The following is a 19,834-nucleotide window of genomic DNA, read 5'->3' as shown; positions in this document are numbered from 1 at the left end:
TTAAAAAATAACAGAATAAAATAGTACAGGAAAATTAAAAATATGTAACATGCTTTAATAGGTTGATTGTGTTGTAAATAAAACACTTGTTTAAAGTAATTTAACATAACGTTCTGATTTAATTAAAAAAATGTTAAAGCTTTCTTAAACACCCGGCCTTTAAAGTCAAAATACCTTTGCACATCTGATTGAAAGAAACCTCAACGTGATCTATTAACATGAAAATCAAAGAGGTTTCCTGATGAACATCAAAAAATTAATCATAAAGATCTTCGGAAGAAATGAAAAAAGTAAAGATTGTACTGGGATTATTGTTTTTAGGGCTTGGGACAATGGCGTATGCACAGACCACACAGGCTTCTATTGTAGGGAAAGTTACCGGACCGGGAAGTACGGCTCAGGAAAAAGTGAAAGTAACGATCGTGAATGAGTCTACAGGATTCAAAACGGAAACGGAAACAAACTCAAAAGGGGAGTATATTTTTAAGGAAATTCCTCTTGGAGGCCCTTATACAGTTATTGTAAACGATGATAAAAAAGAAGGTTACAATGTGAACTTTGGAGATCAGGTTACTGTAAATATGGATCTTGGCAGTGAGAAACAAATTGAAGAAGTAAAGATTACGGGAAATCTTAAAAATAAGATTGGAAACCTTGGAGCTGCTACAGCAATTTCTGCTAAAAATATCAGTATACTTCCGGTAAACGGACGAAACTTTGCGAATCTTGCCGAATTATCACCATTAAGCGGAAAAGGCGGAAACCTTTCCGGACAGCTTGGATCTTCTACAAACTTTACTATTGATGGAATGACAGCCAAAAACCCTACTTCTGCAGGAGCTACTACCAGCCGAAGTGGTGCACCATTCTCCATCTCCATTGAAGCGGTACGTGAATTCAAAATTACCACCAATCAATATGATGTGACATTGGGAAGAAGCGGAGGAGGAACCGTAAGTGCCGTTACCAAATCAGGAACCAATAAATTTTCAGGAAGTGCCTGGGAATATTTAAGAACCAACTGGCTTTCCAGTCCGTATGATATCAGAGGGAACAAAAGAGATAATGATTTCTCTACTTCTCAGTTCGGATTTTCATTGGGAGGTCCCATCATTAAAAATAAATTACATTTCTTCGTAGCCTGGGATCACCAGCTGGATTCAAGACCTTTGATCATTGCCGATATCAAATCTCCTGATGATGAGAAGAGATTCAATACAACAACTCAGACGCTAAATCAGTTTGTGGATATTGCAAGAGCAAAATATGGAGTGGGAAGCGGTCCTCAGTTTGGAAGTTTTGACAAAGTAAGAAACTCAGATGCAGGATTTTTACGTTTAGACTGGCAGATCAATGAGAAGCACTTATTAACATTAAGAAATAACTTCACCTATGACCTTAATAAAAACGGGTTGGGTGATAATACCAATATCAATTTCTTTGAATCTTACGGAAACGACAAAAATCTTGATAACAGCTTATTGTTAACCTTAAGATCAAATCTGAAACCTAATTTAACCAATGAATTAAAGGCTCAGTATCTTTATACTTTCCAGGACAGTTACCAGAACAATCAGCTGGGGAAACCTGTACCAAGAGCGATTGTTGAAGGAGTAGCATCAAGTGCCGGATCTACCAATATTCAGATTGGAGGACACCGTTTTGCCCAGGAAAGCTTTAGAAATAATGTATTCCAGATTGTAGACAACTTATACTACAATACAGATAAAGTAAAATATACTTTCGGAGCTGATTTGATGTATACAACTGCAAAATCGGTCTACGGAAGTGAAGTAAACGGAAGGTTCCATTTCCAGGGAATGGGTAACTTTGATGCGATGACTCCTTACCGATTCTATAGAGAAGTTCCTTTGATGGAAGATCCTTCTGTAAGATCAAATATCTGGAATCTAGGTGTCTATGGACAGTTTCAGACGAAAGTGGCGAAAGGTCTTGACTTAATGGCCGGTTTGAGATTAGACTACGGAGGTTACCCGAAAGCAGAATTCAACCAGAAACTGTTTGATGAGATGGGAATCAGAACTGATAATCAGATCAAATCATTTGTAATCCAGCCAAGGTTTCAGTTTGACTGGAATATCAATGAAGGAAATAAAGACTTCCTGAAGTTCGGTGCCGGAATTTTTTCTTCCGATATCAACAATTATATGATCATCAACAACCTTGTATTCGATGGAAAACATTTGGCTACAGTGGATGTCACGGCTAAAGATGTTCCGTTCCCGGATTTTAACAGTTATAGAGATGATTACAATTCGGTTCCTTCACTTTCTCAGAAGCAGATTCCAACCATCAATTATACAGGTAAAGATGCAAAAATTCCAATCGTTTATAAAGCAAATATCTCTTATACCCACTTCTTCAATGAAAGATTCAGAGCAGGAATTGCAGGATACATGGCTTTAGGTAGAAACAACTACTATTATTATGACAGAAACATGGTGGCAAATCCTTTCTTTACTTTAGCAAATGAAGGCGGAAGAGGTGTATTCATTCCTACAGGTGCCATTACCAATAATGCCAATAACAGTGTAAGTTTCGACTGGAAACAGGGAAGAATCAATAATAATTTCGGAAGAGTATTGGAATTGGTGAGTGATGGTAAAGTAAACCAGTTCTCATTCGTCATAGATACAAGTTATCGCTACTGGAAAGACGGAGAAATCACAGCGAGTTATACATGGTCTGATATCAAAGACAATACATCTTACAATGGAAATGTAGCGAACTCAGCGACATTATCTACGATGATTCAGAGTGATCCCAGAGACTTAAGAATGACCTATTCTGATAACCAATTTAGAAATAAAGTAGTGATCTATGGGAATTCTCCTACCATTGCAGGATTTACCCTAGGAATCAGATACTCAGGAATTGGAGGAACCCGTTTTTCTGCAACAACAGGAGGAAATATCAATGGTGACTTCGTAGATTCCAACGACCTTGCTTTCATCTTCCCGAACCTTACCAAATCCATTCTGGATGATCCACAGGTAGGGCAGGCTCTGAAAGATTATATCAACGAGTATAATGGTAAAATTGCAGAACGTAATGGAGGTAAAAATGGCTTCTATGGCGTTTGGGATGTACGTGTAGCGAAGAAAATTAAATTTGATAAAGTAGGCGCTTTTGAACTTTCTGTTGATATCTTCAATGTGGCAAACCTGCTTAATAAAGAATGGGGCGTAAACAACTCATATGGAAATACTTCTCTGTATAAAGTAACCAAATTTAATAAGGAGACCATGCAGTATGAATATACTAAAAACGTAAGTGGAGGAGGTTTGGTTCCAATGTCTGGAAATCCATACCAGATCCAGATTGGGGCGAAATATTCCTTCTAACAATTATCTTGTGTAACCACTGAAGGCATAAAAGAAAATGAGTCAGCTGTTGTAAATCTTACTTAGCTGTAGTCTGTAAATCTTTTATGTCTTTGTGGTTTTTATTTATTAATAACTACCTTTATCAGGAAGTTTCACAACTTTATTTTTAATAATTTAAATTATATTATGAAAAATTTTATCTTAGGGTTAGCAGTTTTAAGTACAGTTATGATGAAAGCACAAACCCAGATTATTGCCCATAGAGGATATTTCCAGGCTCAGCCTCCTACAACGGAGAATTCACTTCAATCATTGGAGAATGCTCAGAAATTAAAAATATATGGGTCTGAATTTGATGTAAGAATGACAAAAGATGGTGTATTGGTGATCAATCACGATGAACATCATGGTAAGATGGAAATTTCAGAAGCTACGTTCAAAGAATTGGAAGCATTGAAATTATCCAACGGAGAAAACTTTCCTACGTTAAAAGATTATTTAAAACAAGGAAAAAAAGACAAATCTCTGAAGCTTATTGTTGAGATCAAACCAGCCAAGACTCCTGAAATTGAAAATGAGATTACTCAAAAAACAATCAAAATGATCAAAGATATGAAGCTGGAATCTCAGAGTGAGTTTATTTCATTCAGCCTTAATATCTGTAAAGAGATCAAAAAATTAGCTCCATCATTTAAAGTTCAGTACCTGAACGGAGAACTGTCTCCTGAGCAGATCAAAAAAGAAGGATTGGATGGTATGGATTACCACTACAGTGTTTTCCAGAAAAACCCTACATGGATTGCAGAAGCAAAAGGATTAGGATTAATCACGAATGCCTGGACAGTAAACGATGTTGCTGTTTATGATGAATTAAAAAAACAGGGAATCGGATTTGTAACCACCAATATTCCTGATCAGTTAAAGAATAAATAACCGTTGGAAATTTCTCACAAAGAGTACAACCGAAGGACGAAACATTCCCCTCCTCCGGAGGGGTGGCAAAAATTCAAAGAATTTTTGACGGGGTGGTTTAACGAAATTTTTTAATCATCTCAACAGATAACCAATAATTTACACAGTCTGCCCTTTCAAAGAGGCAGACTGTTTCTTTTTACAGCCTAAGCTCTTCTTTTTATTGATTGTAAAAGAAAGAATATCAATGAATGGATGTTTATTTTATTGTAAATCAGTTAATTGTGTTTATTTTGTGGTATTATCTCAAGGAAAGACAATAAAGATACATAAATGCCGCTGGAGACAGGTATTAAAAATAATTAATTGATTAATTTCTTGATAATTAGTTATTTGTGTAATGTTATTAAGGTTTGATTAATATATGGTTTAATTATTTTTTAAGAAACGTTAAAATTGTGTTAAGACCATCCTTGTAATGTCGTTTTAATTTTGCGCAAACAAAAAGAAATGCGTAAAGAGACACAAAAACTGCTGGTTTTGTCGCTGTTAGGATGTATCAGTGTCAACCTGGCAGCTCAGCAGAAAGTAAAAAAAGATACCGTTAAAGGTCTTGATGAGGTAGTGGTTACTGCTTTGGGGATTAAAAGGCATGACAGAGCTTTGGGATATGTTGCGGAAAAAGTAGATGCCAAAACATTTGAAGAAACCCAGAACAACAACTGGGCACAATCCATGGAAGGAAAAGTGGCGGGTCTTAAAATTCAGACTGCAGGTGCGGGACCGCTTGGGACTTCCAGAATTACGTTGAGAGGTGAAAAATCCATTATGATGGATCATAACTACGCGCTGATCGTTGTAGATGGTGTTCCATTGGGAAATTCTACTACAGGTTCCGGTACGGCAGCCTATGGAGCAGGTTCCGGAGGTGATGTTCCGATTGATCTTGGAAATGGACTGAACAGCATCAATCCCGATGATATTGAATCTGTAACGGTTTTAAAAGGTGCTTCTGCTGCCGCATTATACGGATCACGTGCTGCCAACGGAGCATTAATGATTACCACAAAATCCGGAAAAACAAAGAATGGAAAACTGAGAGTAGCTTTCAATTCTTCCTCCAGCTTTGATTCCGTATTAAAGTGGCCGGACTGGCAGTATGAATACGGGCAGGGAACTCTCGCAACCAATACAGCAGGAAATTTTTACTACTCTTATGGTCTTTCCCCGGATGGCCCAAGTACGGGTGGTACAAGTAGTGCTTTCGGACCTAAATTTGCCGGACAGTATTACTTCCAATACGATCCTAATGTAATGGGACAAAGTAAGGAAAGACAATTGTGGAGACCTTACGAAAATAATATCAAAGGTTTCTGGAGAACAGGTTCTACCTATTCCAACAGTATTTCCGTAGAAAGCTCCAACGAGAAAACAAGCTTCAGATCTTCACTTACCTATCTTAATAACGAGTGGATGATGCCGAATACAGGCTTTGACAGATTCAATTTCGCCTTATCTTTTGCCCATCAACTAACTAAAAAATTAAAAATTTCAACAAAATTTGCCTATAACACTACTTCCAGTGACAACCTTCCTGCGACGGGATACAACAACCAGTCGATTTCTTATTTCATGATCTTCCAAAATCCCAATGTGGATCTGGAATGGTACAAACCGATCTGGAAGCCGGGTCAGGAACAGGTTGATCAAATCCATCCTTTCAGCTCCTTTATTGACAATCCTTATATGATCGCTTACGAAATGTTGAATGGGGTCAGAAAAAAGACCATTACAGGAAACATTACAGCAGATTATCAATTTAATAAAAATTTCAGTTTAATGCTGAGGTCAGGTATTGAAATTCTGAATGAAAAAAGAACAACCAAAAGACCATGGAGTTCTGCAAATTACCTGAAAGGGTTCTACAGAGAACAGTTTATCAAAAATCAGGAATATAACAATGACGTTTTATTCTCTTACAAAGGAGATTGGAATAAATTCAGTATTTCTGCCTCAGCAGGAGGAAGTATCCGTTATAATGAATACCTGATGACAGATTATCAGGCGATAGGATTGAAAACTGCTGGTGAATACAGCCTTACCAATGCACTTTCTATTCCGGTTAAATATCCGGCACCAAGAGACAAACATGTAGACAGTGTTTATGGATTATTAACGCTAGGATATGACAATAAAATATTTGTGGACGTTACCGGAAGAAATGACTGGAGTTCTACGCTTCCAAAACAAAACAGATCTTTCTTTTATCCTTCAGTAAGTACCAGTTTCATTCTTTCAGACATTTTTAATCTGAAAAGTAATAACCTGAACTTATGGAAGCTAAGAGCTTCATGGGCGAAAGTAGGAATAGACAGTGATCCTTATCTTTTGGATAACTATTATACAGCAAGTAATATCACCGGAAGTGTAATAGCGCCTACAACATTTAATAATCCTTCCCTAAAACCGGAGAAAAATACCAATATAGAAGCCGGTATGGATTTCAGCCTTTTCAAAAACAGATTGAACCTTAATCTTACCGCTTACCAGAATTTCAGTGAAAACCAGATTGTCCCGGTATCATTACCCACTGAAACCGGATATTCCAAAAGGATAATCAATGCCGGAAAAATCCGAAACAGAGGTCTTGAACTTTCAGCCGATATCTTAGCGGTAAAAAGCAAAGACTTCTCCTGGAAAGTAGGGGGAAACTGGTCTACCAACGAAAACAGAGTGATGACGTTACCTGAAGGATTTGATGGTATCGTTTCCAATGTGGGAGATGTGGTATTCTATAAAATGGAAGTAGGAGGTTCGCTGGGAGATATGTATGGATTTAAATTATTAAGAACCCCGGACGGAAAAGTAATTTATGGAGATAATGGACTTCCCGCCAGACCTGCAGATATTGAAAAAGTAGGAAATGCCTTCCCGAAATGGAGAGCTGGTCTTCAGAATGATTTCAGAATTAAAAACTTTACCATCAGTTTCTCATTTGACGGACAATATGGTGGTATCGCTTATTCACAGTCACATCACAAAATGTCAGAGCAAGGTAAGCTGAAATCCACACTTCCGGGAAGAGACAATCCAGGTGGAATGATTGTGGGAGACGGTGTTGTTCAGAATCCTGACGGATCTTTCAGCCCGAATATAAAAGGAGTACTGGTATCTTCTTATTATGGAGATTACTATAGAAGAGCCAATGTAGAAACCAACAGCTTCAGTACAGATTTTATTAAACTGAGAGATGCCAGAATTGCCTATTCTTTCCCGAAAGAAACCATAAAATCTATAGGTCTGGATGATCTTACGATTGCCATTTTCGGAAAGAACCTGTGGATGTGGACAAAGTTCCCACTTTTTGATCCTGAAGTCGCTACGCTGGATAATGCAACCATTACTCCGGGAGTAGAGATGGGACAGCTTCCAACCGCAAGAACCGTTGGATTTCAGTTAAATCTTAAATTCTAAAATTTTAAAAATGAAAAAAATAATCATACATCTGACATTGGTCGCTTCTGTTTTCATGCTTCAGTCCTGTGACAGAACATTTGATGAAATGAATACGGATACCAGCAAGGTTAAAGATCCGTCAGTAGGAAGTCTTCTTGCTCCCATCCAGTATGAAATGGGAAGTTATGGCTATAACAGAGCCGATGATTTCACTTTTGATATCATGCAGATCGCTTTAGACTTTCCCAATGAAGGAAATTCCTACAGCAGATATTATATGGACGAAAAAAGTGGAAACGGATACTGGAATACTTCTTACAGATGGCTTAAGCAGGTAAGTGACCTGAAAAAATATGCAGCCAAAGAACAGAATAATAATTACCTGGCTATTTCAATGGTTCTGAATGCGTGGATTGCCTCCAATCTTACTGATGCTTTCGGTGATATACCTTTATCTGAAGCAGTGAGAGTTGAAGAAAATATTTTGAAACCAAAATATGATAAGCAGAAAGAGGTTTACATCCAACTGTTAAACGATCTGAAAACAGCCAATTCACTATTCAATACCAACCAGGCATTAGCAGAAACAGATTTGTTTTATAATGCCAATACCAACAGCCAGACCGGTATCTTAGGATGGAAAAAATTCTGTAACTCTCTTTCATTAAGATTACTGACCAGAATTCTAAGCAGAAACGGAGAAGTGAATGTGTATGAAAGAATTCAGGAAATTGTCAATAACCCTGCTCAATACCCTATTTTCCAGAATAATACAGACAGTGCTGTACTGCCGCTTTCGGGAATATCCCCATACTTACCACCAATTGCCCGCCCTCAGGATTTTACCGCTTACAGGGCAGCAGGCGAGTTTTTTGTAAATGCTATGAAAGATAATAATGATCCAAGGTTGAGCATGTTTTTTACGAAAGCTAAAGCAACTACCGGGGAAGATCTTGGATATAAAGGAGCTCCATCGGGATATGCTTTGGGAACCGCTTTCAACTATCAGCCTTCTAACCTTAACCAAAATCTTGCAAAAGCACCTTTAAAAATTTTAATCATGACCTATTCTGAAGTTCAGTTTATTCTGGCAGAATTGGTGAACAAAGGAATCATCGCAGGAAACCAGCAGACCTACTACGAAACCGGAGTAAAGTCAATTATTGAACAATGGGGAGCAACAGTTCCTGCCAATTATTTCAGTAATACCAAAGTGGCTTATGACGGCTCTCTGGAAAAAATTATGCTTCAGAAATACATTTCCCTGTTTTTTGTAGACCATCAGCAATGGTATGAATACAGACGTACAAAACTGCCTGTGCTTCCTAATAACGGAGGTCTTCAGAACGGAGGGCAGATGCCTGTGAGATTCATGTATCCTACCGCTACAAAAGTTATGAATACGGATAATTATAATGCCGCTGTACAATCCATGGGAGGAGACAATATCAATGTCAAAATGTGGTGGAATAAATAATTTGAGATTTAAAGATTAAAATAATTTAAAAATTAAAAAGATAATGAGTATCAATATAAAATGTATCGTGCCTTGCCTGTTGGTTTCAGCAATGGCATTCTCACAAACTTCTGTTTCCGGAAATGTATACGAAGACAGTAACAAAAATCAAAAGAAAGAAAACCGCGAAAAAGGAATTGAAGGAGTAGCTGTTTCCAACGGTGTTCAGGTAGTTCTTACCGATAAAAATGGTAGATATAGCCTGCCTGTTCAGGAAGATCAGACTATTTTTGTGATCAAACCTTCAGGATATCAGACTGCTTTGAATGCGAATAACTTACCTCAGTTTTATTACCATCATAAACCCAAAGGTTCTCCGGCGGATTTCAAATACAAAGGCGTTGCTCCTACAGGAGATCTTCCCAAAGAATTGAACTTTCCGCTTTATAAACAAAATGAAAACAAAAATTTTGATATCCTTGTTTTCGGTGATCCACAGCCTTACACAGAAAAAGAACTGGATTACTTCAAAAGAGGAATTGTAAATGAAGTGAAGAACACCAAGAAAAATGCAGTGTTGGGAATCAGTCTGGGAGATCTGGTAGGAGACAATCTAAGTCTTCAGAAACCTTATGCAGATGTGATGAAAGAAGTGGGGCTGCCTTGGTACAATGTAATGGGAAATCATGATATGAACTATGATGCGAAGGAAGATAACCTTTCCGATGAAACATTCGAGTCTAATTTTGGTCCTGCCAATTATTCCTTCAATTACGGCAATGTACATTTCATCATTCTGGATGATATTCTTTATCCGGATCCGAGAGACGGCAAAGGATATTGGGGAGGATTCCGTGAAGACCAGCTCCAGTTTATTGAAAACGATCTGAAACTGGTTGATAAGAATAAACTGATCGTTATATCTTTCCATATACCGTTGGAGCATAACAACGAAGACAGTTTCAGAAATGCAGACCGTCAGAAATTATTTGATTTCTTACATCCTTTCCAGAATGTATTGCTTCTATCAGCACATACACACATCCAACAGCAGATTTTCTATGGAAAAAAAGCAGGCTGGAATGGAATCAAAGACTTACACGAATATAACGTAGGAACCACTTGTGGCGACTGGTATTCAGGAACACCGGATGATGCCGGACTTCCTACTTCAACGATGAGAGACGGAACAGCCAAAGGATATTCATTCATCAGCTTTACAGACAATCAATATAAAGTTAAATACAAAACAGCCGGAAAACCGGAAGACTATCAAATTAAATTATATATTCCAAAAGTGATTCCTTCTTCAAGAACATCAGCAAAAGTATTGGCCAATTTCTTCATGGGAAGCAAAAAAGACAAAGTAGAATACAGAATCGATGGTGGTAAATGGGAAGAAATGGAGTATGATGAAACCATAGACCCGAATTTTGCCCTTTCTGTTTTCAAATGGGATTCTACTGATAATATTCTTCCGGGAAGAAGACCTTCCAATCCTGAAATGTCAAAGCATATCTGGGAAGCAGACTTTCCTAAAAAATTACCATTAGGAAAGCACAAAGTTGAGGTGAAAGCTGTAGACATGTACGGAAATGAATTCTCATCTTCAGAAGAGTTTGAAGTGCAGAATTCAATTCAGATTCCTTAAGTTTTTATTTTTTTTACTATACCTTTTTTAGATTTTGAAGCCGATCCAACAAATCGGCTTCTATTTTTGCTGAAGTTCTTGGAAACCACAAAAGCCACAAAAGGTTATTAATGGTTAGAATAATTTAAAAGTGTAATGATCCTGCATAAAAGTTTATATAAAATGAAATCTACGATTTTCATAAAACTTAAGTGTACTTCTTATACTTAAAGCTAATAGCTTAAAAAACTTAAGTGTCTAAAAACTTTTGTGACTTTTGTGGTTTAAGAAAATATAAGTTTTAATTGCCCTTCCCAATCATTAAAAAACTATTAAATCCGTGTTTTCACCATTTCATAAAAATGTTCTTTCGTAACTTTGTATAAAGAAAAGTATTACTACTATGAATATAAGCGGAAAAAATGCCATCGTAACAGGTGGTGGAAGAGGATTAGGAAAAGCTGTAGCATTAGCTTTGGCCAATGAAGGAGTAAACGTTGCCATTACAGGAAGAAATGAGGAAAACCTTAAAATGACGGTTGAAGAAATCAAAAAACTGGGTGTAAACTCAGCCTATGCAGTTTTTTCTGTAGACAATGAAATTCAGGTAAAAGCGGGAATAGAATCTTTGGCAGAACAATTGGGAGGTATTGATATTCTGATCAACAATGCCGGAATCGGAGACTTCGGAAGTATCGAAGAAATGCCTTCTGAAACATGGGAGCAGGTGATTAAAACCAATCTGTTCGGAGTATATTATGCAGCCAAAGCAGCTCATCCATTTATGAAAGCTAAAGGGGAAGGTGATATTGTAAACGTAGCTTCCACAGCAGGTCTGAAAGGAGGTCCGAATATGTCAGCCTACGCCGCTTCAAAAGCAGCCGTAGTATCTCTTTCTCAATCTATGATGGCAGAATGGAGAAAACAAAATATCCGTGTGATCACTTTGACTCCAAGTACCATTGCTTCAGATATGAGCATCCAGGGTGGACTTACAGACGGAAATCCTGATAAAGTATTACAGCCGGAAGACTTTGCAGAATGGGTTAGAGATATCCTGAAAATGAACAGAAGAGCGTTGATTGCAAACGGTTCTATTTTCTCTACAAATCCTTAAGAGTTTAAAAATTTAAAGTTCAAGGTTTAAAGTTTACAGTTGTCAGCAAAGAACTGTTAATCTTCCATAAACAATAAAATTCAATAGGAGCGGGCTTTAGCCCGCTTCTTCTTTTTCCAATCTTAGTGGCTTTAGCCAAAACTTACAATTTCTCTGAAATTCAAAAATCTGTGTCATCTGTGCCATCCGTGGGATAAAAAATCATAACCTAAACTTTCCATATCATATTCATTAATAGAAGCGGGCTTTAGCCCGCTTTCTTTTTTACGTTTCCATTTAGGCTTTAGCTCAAACCTGGAATTTCTCGCATTTCAAAAAATCTGGCAATTTATTTCCAGGTCTCTAATGATAGGTTTTGGCTAAAGCCAATGGAATTTGTCTTGATTTTGTAGACGGGCTAAAGCCCGCCCCTATTGAATATATGATGGGCAATAATCTGTGCAATCCGTGCAATCTGTGGGATAAAAATTCCACAAATAAAACTTTCCTATCTTATCCATTCAAAAAAATAAAAATCCCCGGTTTCAGCCAAAAATCACAACTTCATTTTTTTAACCGTAATAACATTAGTATTTTTGCAGCAAATTAGTCACATGCAAAATTATTTAGAATTCAATTTCAAAATTTCTCCATTACAGCCTTGGAATGAGATTTTAATGGCGGAACTTATCGAAATAGGTTTCGACAGCTTTACAGAAGAAATTGACGGAATTTTAGGATATATTCAGACAGATTTGTTTCAGGAAGAGCAGTTGAAAGCACTTCCGATCTTTGAAAACGAAAATGTAAAAATTGAATATTCTTTCGAAGAAATGCCGAATATCAACTGGAATGAAGAATGGGAAAAGAATTTTTCTCCCATCAATATTGATGATAAAGTATTGATCAGAGCAGAGTTCCATGAATCTGTACCAGGAATGCATGAAATTATCATTCAGCCTAAAATGTCTTTCGGAACAGGACATCACCCTACCACCCATTTGATGATCCAGCAAATGATGGATATTGATTTCAATGGTAAAAAAGTATTGGATATGGGATGCGGAACTTCTGTATTGGCTATTTATGCAAAACAGCAGGGAGCAGGCGATACAAAAGCCATTGATATTGATGAGTGGTCTGTGGAAAATTCAAAAGAAAATGCTGCAAGAAATAATGTAGAATTGGATATTGAACAAGGAACTGCCGAAAACTTAGGAAAAGAGAATTATGATATTATCCTGGCCAATATCAACAGAAATATCCTTATTTCAGATATTCCGACTTATGTTTCAGTATTGAACAACGGAGGAAAACTATTGCTTTCGGGATTATGTTTCTTTGATGTGGATGATATTCTGGAAGTATGCAAAGAAAGCGGCCTTGAACTTAAAAAGAAGCTACAGCGTGAAGAGTGGGTAAGTCTTCTGCTTGAAAAATAACACACAAAAAACAAAATACGAATATGAAAACTTTATGGACAGCTTTATTCTTACTGATGCTGCAGTTTTTTACCGCGCAGGAAAATGAAGTATATGCAGATGGAATCTTTGGTTTTGAAGAAAATAAAACGCAGAAAATCTTTACAGACTGGACCCGCGTGAGGTTGGATCCGGGAGTCAATACTCAGATTGTAGATTCATTACAGACGAATCAGCAGGTGGTGATTCTTAAAAAAGAAGAAACTGTTCTGAAATTGGGAGAAAGATCTGCCAATTGGTATAAAATCTCTTATCAGAAGGGAGAAAGTACAATGGAAGGATATATCTGGGGAGGCAATCTTTCTGTAGGATATCGTAACAAAAATGGCTATGATTTCCTTTTTGGGCTTTCCAAAACAATTGACAGGAAGAATAAAGAATATAATGAGATCCAAAAACAGAATATTGCCGGAATAAAGGTAATGGAAGGAAATACACTCATTGATGAGGTGTATTTTGATACAGGAAGAGGAGAAGAACTGAGTTCAGCATCTTTCAATGTTGAAAGCAATCACAAGCTTCAAAATGTAGAATTCACTCTTAAGGCAATGGTTTCCGGAGAAGCCTGCGGAATCGCAAGCTACGATCAGTATGTTCTTTTTAAAGATAAAAAACTGATTACACTTCCACAATTAACAAATGTAGGGGATGCAGGAGCTTTTTATCACAGTGAAGAATATGTTTTTCCGAATGATAAAGGAGGAATTCCCAACGCATTTATCCTAAAAGTGGAAGATATGGAAGTGGATGAAAAAGACAGAGAGAAAAAGAAAAGCGCTTCCAAAACTTATCTTTGGAACGGAAGTTCCTATAAACTGAAATAATAGTCTGTATTTCCCATAAATTAAACCGTTGTATCCACAGCGGTTTTTTTGTATAAAGATGGGAAGACTCTTTTACAGTTGAAAAAAATCAAATACATTTAGAAGATAAAAAAGCAAATGGACATACTTGAAGATTTACTTCCCATTCTATTTTCAGTTTTTGTAGGCGGTATCATTGGAATTGAAAGAGAATACCAGTTGAAGTCAGCCGGATTACGAACCATGATTCTGGTGACACTGGGAGCCTGTATTTTTACCATGCTATCCATGAGTTTGGGCGGGCCCGGAAGTCCTGACCGTATTGCCGCCAATATTATCACAGGAATAGGATTCGTTGGAGCGGGAGTTATTTTTAAAGAAGAAAACAGAGTTTCTGGTCTTACAACTGCGGTTACCATTTGGATTTGTGCTTCTCTGGGTATGACAATAGGAGCAGGATATTATCAGGAAGCGATTATAGGTTCTGTAGTTGTTTTTCTGTTGCTTATTATGTTCAAATATGTTCAGGATATTATTGACAGAATAAGTGTGCGTTATACCTATCAGATTACAATTCCCTATGAAGATGGAGTAGTGGAGAAATATGAGTCCATTTTCAAAGAACATGGCCTGAAATCGATCCGAGGAAAACAGGTAAGAAGCGGAGAAAAATACACCATTATCTGGCGTGTTGAGGGAGCAGCAAGAAAACACGAAGTTTGTACAAAAATCTTACTGAATGATCTATCCATTGAAGAATTCCGATTTTAATTAAAGATCAAAATAAATCCATATTATCCGCAAACATCTGTAAAAATCCGTGCAATCTGTGGGAAAAATAGATTCAAAAAATCATTTAAAAATAAAAAATAGGATTGGCGCAAACCAATCCTACCCAAACATGATTAAGTGTATAGTTGAGCCATCAATGGCTATAAGGAATTAAAGCACAAAAAGATTTTTATTGATCCTTAATCAATGTTCCTTACTACTAATTAAACTAACTAAGTGACCTTTCGGCAACGTTTACCATGTAAAAGTAGCGTGTCTTCTCATCCATTGACGTAAAAGATAAACTGATTCAGCGAAATAGATCCGTGAAACGGAATTTTAATCCAATGAAACGAATAGGGAAGAGGGAAATTGTTTTCTGCTTTTGTTAATTTTTGTTTTGCTGTACGATCCAGTCATTGGCCTTAATAACATCTGCCTGCCTAGGGAAAACCTTTCTCATCAGTATATCATGTACTTCTTCATCTCCGTCTTTACAACAGTCTTCAATCACGGTAAGGTCGTAATCTTTATCAGCAGCCTCTCTTAGCGTAGATAAAATAACCCCGCTGGTAGAAACTCCTGTCAGTACCAAATGTCGAACATCCAGTCCGCGGAGAACGACTTCAAGATCACTTCCTGTAAAAGCACTGAATCTTCTTTTGGTAATAACGATATCCTCCTCTTCAGGACTAAGTTCAGGATGAATGGCCATCCATTCTTTCATATTGACATTCGCCATATGTTGTTTAAGACCTGAAAATACTTTGTTATGAGCGCTTATTTCCGGCATTCTTTGTCTGAACCCGATGATAACATAAATAACCGGAATTTGGCAGTGTTTTGCAGCTTTAATAACCTTTTTAACGTTAGAGACCACCTCTTCAGGATCAGTTAAGCTGCTTACTATTGACGACTGCATGTCCATCACCAACAATGCTGTTTTTGTATTTTCCATTTTAATTATAATTTATTGATGAATTGTTCCTCCGATTCTTCCAATAGCTGGGGATTGACGGCTTCAGTCTTATTTTTCTTAAACAGTAAACGTCTAAAGACAATCACAATTAAAATTCCTGAAATCCCTTCCAGTAATAATGTTTTGGGAGCTCCTATTTTCTCGGAGATAAATCCAATAAGTACACTTCCCAAAGGCAGCATCCCAAATATGGCGGTCAATAAGATGCTTATTGCTCTTGAACGCATTTCAGGAATCACTTCAGACTGTACAATAATGTTGCATGTGGTAAATTGCGCCACACCTCCCAATCCCGTTAATGCTGCAAAGAACATAGACCAGTAGAAATTGGTGGCATAAGAAAAACATATCAGCCCAATACTCAGAATAGCTGTACTCAGAATCAGAATGTTTCTCATAGAGGCTCCTTTCTTCAATGAAGCCAGAAATACAGTTCCGAGTACTGCTCCAATCCCAATGAAGCTTGAAATATAACCGAATGTTTTAGCATCCCCTTTAAAAATTTCCTTTGCATAAACAGGAATTAAAGTATCGTAGGGTAAGATCAATAGACCTGTAATACTCAGCATAATGATGACCAGACTGATAGAAGGTTCTTTTTTCAGGTATCTGAAACCCTCTGCCAGTTCTGTGAAAGTTCCTTTTTTAGTCGGTTTTTTAGGAATGATTTTTATTTTCATCAGCGAAATGGAAAGCATTACTGCGGCAAAGCTGGCTGCATTAATGAGAAAACAGGTTCCGGCTCCGAACTTTTGAAGGATAATTCCGGACAGGGCAGGACCTGCCAGTTTTGCAATACTTGCCATGGCTGCACTTAGAGAAAGGGCGCTGGGAAGATCTTCATCATCTGTTACCACTTCATTGATCATAGCCTGCCTTGCCGGAATATCATAGGCATTGATAATTCCGAGAAAAACACTAAGTACAATGAAACTCCAGATATTCTGATGTCCGGTCATTACCAGGAATGCCAGTAAAGATGCCTGAATTAATGATAAAATTTGAGTGATCTGAATAATTTTATAGCGATTATATCGGTCTGCAGCCACACCACCAAAAGCCGAAAATAAAAATGAAGGGAATTGTTCTGCAAAAATGGTGAGCCCCAGCATAAAAGCAGATTGCGTCATGCTGTATACAACCCATACCACGGCTGTACGCTGCATCCATGTCCCAAATTGTGAGACAGAACGCCCGAAAAAATACAAAGTATAATTGGTGCTTTTGAAAGCCCGGAATGTACTGATATTACTTAGTTTGTTCATTTTTTTTGAAATAGACTATTTGACAAATAATGTAAAAATGTCAAAATTTGGATAAAAAATTTTAACTGATATGCTTAATAACCATAGAAGTCAAAGTATTCACGGTATTGTGTAAGCTTTCAAAATTGTTTTTTAGGCTCATTTCACGCCTTATTCCTCTGATACTGCTCTGTAGAATGAAGATTATGGTTTCCTGCTCTTCAATGGCAACTTCCGGAATTGAACCTTTGGTAATGCCTGTTGAAAATAAATTGAGCAGAAGATTTCTTTCCGCTTCCATCATTCGGTTGTGGGCATCGATAATATGCTTTGATTTCTCTTCGTGATCCATTCCTGCTTCTATCGCTCTGAAAAATGAAGATCTTTCTTCCGAGGTCTTCACTTTAGCAAGGCAAAACTCCTGAATCTTTCCTTCGAAAGTTCTTTTCTTCCTCATCCTGGAATCAATCTCAGAAATCACTTCTTTGATCAGGTTTTCCAGAACTGCCTGGAACACTTCCTCGCGATTTTTATAATAGTAATAAATTGATGTTCTGCTTTTACCAACTGCTTTTGAAATGTCATCCATTGTCACTTTCTTTAAACCATACTTCAGATACAGCCCTGAAGCGGTATCCAGTATTTGTTGGGAAAGCTGATCTTGTTCTGTGTGAGATGACATTGTCTGAAATATGAGTACAAAAATAAAATATTTTTGACAAAAAAACAAATTTTGTCAAATTGTATAGAAGGATATTCCAATAAACGTAAGTTTTGTTCTGTATCACTCTTGAATACTCATGATTTTTGAATAAGAGTAAAAACAAAAAAGACTCACTGTTTCCAGTAAGTCTTTAAGTGAACTTGGAGGATAATCTTAACTCTTTGGCTGCTGATCTTAATTGGAAATTACGGGTATTTTAAAGTGGTACGGCTTTGAACAAGCTTCATATTGAAGTTAATAAAAAGTCGGCTTATCACCATAAACACCTGGCTTATTGATACCCACGCTTGATTTTATATCTTTTTCAGGATGCTCAATAATGTCAGTAATATAGGCTGCTACTGCCTTTCTTGCCACCTCCGTACCTCTGAAAGGTTCGCCTTTTTGGGTGGTTTCATAATCTGTTTCATCATTGTTGGTCAGCCAAGACGGACGAACAATCGTATAGTCTAAATCCGATTTTTCGATAATATCAGCCGCTTTTCGGTAAGGAGTTAAGTCAGAACCAATCATTCTTTCATTCCACTGACCAAACTTACCAGCCACTTCTTTATAAATACCCAATGAGGTTACGAATATTAAACGCTTCACATCATTGGCATTCATTGCCGATACAATTTCTCCTGCCATTTTATCTACTGCTCCCGCAAGGTTGGCATAAATAATATCCTGCCCTTTGATTGCTTCGTTCAAATCATTGGTGCTGAACACATCGCCTTCAATGATGGTTGCTGATGTTTCAAAATGTTTTATAGGGTCGGCATTTCTTGCAAACAAGGTTAATTCTATATTCTCTTTACTGGAAAGAAAGGTGATAACGTGTTGTGCAATTGCTCCGTTTGCGCCTAATACTAATGCTTTTATTGTTTTCATTTTTATGTTTTTTATTTTCAATTTTAAATGCCGATGCTCTGTTTCGGTAAGCATTGACATCATTATATTTTAAAGGTTTTCTTTGAAGAAGGGAATTACTTTCTCCAATGCCTGTTTAACAGGTTCTGGCTGGTCATACAAATCATAGTGTGAAAAACCTTTGACCACTAAAAGGTCCTTTTTTGTGGAAGCTGCACGACGTACAATTTCATATCCATCCCTGAACGCCCCGAAACCTCCAGGTTTGTCACCGATTACCACAAGTATAGGCTGTGTCAGTAAAGTTTCAGACAGGTAGAACGCATCCCAACCCATTCCTACACCCATACGGGAATATATGGCACTGGTTGCTCCGCCTTTGGTTTGTCCACGGGAAGTTTTGTAATAATCGGTTGCTTCCAAAACATCTATATCTTCTATACCAGCCGCTTTTCCTGCTTCTACGCTATCCGGAAGCATATTGATGGTCAGTAAATCCCCGCCTTTTGCTTCCGCAGAACGTTGGGCAGCTACATTGTTCAGTACTTCCATGGGGTTTCCGCCTGCAAAGCCGTCACGCAACAGCCGCCCGAAATTAACCCCTGTAATTGATACAACTGCTTTGATGCGTCGTTCGGTCATTGCAATGTTCAGTGAATAAGCACCACCACCACAGACACCCAGAATACCGATTTTGTCAGCATCTACATAAGGCAGCGTTTCGAGATAATCAATAGCATAGCGCACATCATCTGTACGTTGATACGGGTTTTCAATATATCTCGGTGTGCCACCGCTTTCGCCCTGAAATGAGGCGTCAAAAGCTAATACCACAAATCCTGCTTCGGCCAATGCTTTACCATAAACATTACCTGCTGTTTGTTCTTTACAGCTTCCTATCGGGTGCATTGTTACAACAGTTGCATATTTTTTGTTTACATCAAAATCCGCCGGAAGGTGCAAAATGCCTGCATTATCCCAGGCTATATTCTTAAATTTTATATTTTTTGTACTCATGATTCTATTATTTAAGATGAATAAAGCCGGAAGATATTTGTAAAACACGTCCGGCTTTTCTTGAAG

14 protein-coding genes are annotated in these 19,834 nt (G+C 37.5%); 9 read left to right on the top strand and 5 right to left on the bottom strand.

Translation table 11 applies throughout. The annotated features are described in order from the left end of the window. Nucleotides 1-281 precede the first annotated feature (281 nt). From ACWPWS_RS11745 to ACWPWS_RS11705, 9 genes are all read left to right on the top strand, one after another. Nucleotides 282-3,365, top strand: a complete 3,084-nt coding sequence (locus tag ACWPWS_RS11745) for a TonB-dependent receptor (RefSeq protein ID WP_309513678.1) — start codon at nt 282-284, stop codon at nt 3,363-3,365. Between the two features lie 168 nt (nt 3,366-3,533). After that, nucleotides 3,534-4,280, top strand: a complete 747-nt coding sequence (locus tag ACWPWS_RS11740; RefSeq protein WP_454046612.1) for a glycerophosphodiester phosphodiesterase family protein — start codon at nt 3,534-3,536, stop codon at nt 4,278-4,280. A gap of 489 nt (nt 4,281-4,769) precedes the next feature. Next, a complete protein-coding gene (locus ACWPWS_RS11735) occupies nt 4,770-7,733 on the top strand; it encodes a SusC/RagA family TonB-linked outer membrane protein (RefSeq protein WP_309513676.1) in 2,964 nt (987 codons plus the stop codon). Between the two features lie 10 nt (nt 7,734-7,743). Beyond that, entirely contained in the window at nt 7,744-9,192 is a 1,449-nt protein-coding gene (locus tag ACWPWS_RS11730; RefSeq protein WP_454046611.1) for a SusD/RagB family nutrient-binding outer membrane lipoprotein, read from the top strand. Between the two features lie 43 nt (nt 9,193-9,235). Continuing rightward, nucleotides 9,236-10,822 carry a calcineurin-like phosphoesterase C-terminal domain-containing protein gene (locus ACWPWS_RS11725; RefSeq protein ID WP_454046610.1) on the top strand — a complete coding sequence of 529 codons (1,587 nt, stop codon included), beginning with the start codon at nt 9,236-9,238 and terminating at the stop codon, nt 10,820-10,822. Nucleotides 10,823-11,204: 382 nt separating this feature from the next. Then, nucleotides 11,205-11,918, top strand: coding sequence for a 3-ketoacyl-ACP reductase (locus ACWPWS_RS11720; protein ID WP_454046609.1), 714 nt, complete (start codon nt 11,205-11,207; stop codon nt 11,916-11,918). Between the two features lie 593 nt (nt 11,919-12,511). After that, complete coding sequence (gene prmA, locus ACWPWS_RS11715) at nt 12,512-13,339, top strand: 50S ribosomal protein L11 methyltransferase (protein ID WP_454046608.1); 828 nt, start codon at nt 12,512-12,514, stop codon at nt 13,337-13,339. Between the two features lie 23 nt (nt 13,340-13,362). Next, nucleotides 13,363-14,202 carry an SH3 domain-containing protein gene (locus ACWPWS_RS11710; protein WP_454046607.1) on the top strand — a complete coding sequence of 280 codons (840 nt, stop codon included), beginning with the start codon at nt 13,363-13,365 and terminating at the stop codon, nt 14,200-14,202. Nucleotides 14,203-14,319: 117 nt separating this feature from the next. Then, entirely contained in the window at nt 14,320-14,952 is a 633-nt protein-coding gene (locus ACWPWS_RS11705; protein WP_454046606.1) for an MgtC/SapB family protein, read from the top strand. Between the two features lie 388 nt (nt 14,953-15,340). Here the strand turns inward: ACWPWS_RS11705 and ACWPWS_RS11700 are convergent, their stop codons facing one another. From ACWPWS_RS11700 to ACWPWS_RS11680, 5 genes are all read right to left on the bottom strand, one after another. Next, nucleotides 15,341-15,910: a cysteine hydrolase family protein gene (locus ACWPWS_RS11700; RefSeq protein WP_454046605.1), complete on the bottom strand. Its 570-nt coding sequence runs from the start codon at nt 15,908-15,910 to the stop codon at nt 15,341-15,343. A gap of 5 nt (nt 15,911-15,915) precedes the next feature. Continuing rightward, complete coding sequence (locus ACWPWS_RS11695) at nt 15,916-17,196, bottom strand: MFS transporter (RefSeq protein ID WP_454046604.1); 1,281 nt, start codon at nt 17,194-17,196, stop codon at nt 15,916-15,918. A gap of 61 nt (nt 17,197-17,257) precedes the next feature. Next, nucleotides 17,258-17,857: a TetR/AcrR family transcriptional regulator gene (locus ACWPWS_RS11690; RefSeq protein ID WP_454046603.1), complete on the bottom strand. Its 600-nt coding sequence runs from the start codon at nt 17,855-17,857 to the stop codon at nt 17,258-17,260. A 276-nt stretch (nt 17,858-18,133) separates the two neighbouring features. Continuing rightward, on the bottom strand, nt 18,134-18,826 hold the full coding sequence (locus ACWPWS_RS11685) for an SDR family oxidoreductase (protein ID WP_454046602.1): 693 nt from the start codon (nt 18,824-18,826) through the stop codon (nt 18,134-18,136). Between the two features lie 15 nt (nt 18,827-18,841). Continuing rightward, a complete protein-coding gene (locus ACWPWS_RS11680) occupies nt 18,842-19,768 on the bottom strand; it encodes an alpha/beta hydrolase (protein ID WP_454046601.1) in 927 nt (308 codons plus the stop codon). Between the last annotated feature and the right edge of the window lie 66 nt (nt 19,769-19,834).

It is taken from the genome of Chryseobacterium sp. Marseille-Q8038 (assembly GCF_965111995.1).
The sequence above is the reverse complement of the archived record's forward strand: the minus strand, read 5'-3'. Positions and strand labels throughout refer to the sequence as shown.

Bases quoted from the DNA above. Each gene is read 5' to 3' on its own strand.
- ACWPWS_RS11745 (WP_309513678.1), top strand. From the start codon at position 282: ATGAAAAAAGTAAAGATTGTACTGGGATTATTGTTTTTAGGGCTTGGG.
- prmA (WP_454046608.1), top strand. From the start codon at position 12,512: ATGCAAAATTATTTAGAATTCAATTTCAAAATTTCTCCATTACAGCCT.
- ACWPWS_RS11710 (WP_454046607.1), top strand. From the start codon at position 13,363: ATGAAAACTTTATGGACAGCTTTATTCTTACTGATGCTGCAGTTTTTT.
- ACWPWS_RS11730 (WP_454046611.1), top strand. From the start codon at position 7,744: ATGAAAAAAATAATCATACATCTGACATTGGTCGCTTCTGTTTTCATG.
- ACWPWS_RS11690 (WP_454046603.1), bottom strand. From the start codon at position 17,857: ATGTCATCTCACACAGAACAAGATCAGCTTTCCCAACAAATACTGGAT.
- ACWPWS_RS11680 (WP_454046601.1), bottom strand. From the start codon at position 19,768: ATGAGTACAAAAAATATAAAATTTAAGAATATAGCCTGGGATAATGCA.
- ACWPWS_RS11740 (WP_454046612.1), top strand. From the start codon at position 3,534: ATGAAAAATTTTATCTTAGGGTTAGCAGTTTTAAGTACAGTTATGATG.
- ACWPWS_RS11735 (WP_309513676.1), top strand. From the start codon at position 4,770: ATGCGTAAAGAGACACAAAAACTGCTGGTTTTGTCGCTGTTAGGATGT.
- ACWPWS_RS11700 (WP_454046605.1), bottom strand. From the start codon at position 15,910: ATGGAAAATACAAAAACAGCATTGTTGGTGATGGACATGCAGTCGTCA.
- ACWPWS_RS11695 (WP_454046604.1), bottom strand. From the start codon at position 17,196: ATGAACAAACTAAGTAATATCAGTACATTCCGGGCTTTCAAAAGCACC.
- ACWPWS_RS11725 (WP_454046610.1), top strand. From the start codon at position 9,236: ATGAGTATCAATATAAAATGTATCGTGCCTTGCCTGTTGGTTTCAGCA.
- ACWPWS_RS11720 (WP_454046609.1), top strand. From the start codon at position 11,205: ATGAATATAAGCGGAAAAAATGCCATCGTAACAGGTGGTGGAAGAGGA.
- ACWPWS_RS11705 (WP_454046606.1), top strand. From the start codon at position 14,320: ATGGACATACTTGAAGATTTACTTCCCATTCTATTTTCAGTTTTTGTA.
- ACWPWS_RS11685 (WP_454046602.1), bottom strand. From the start codon at position 18,826: ATGCTTACCGAAACAGAGCATCGGCATTTAAAATTGAAAATAAAAAAC.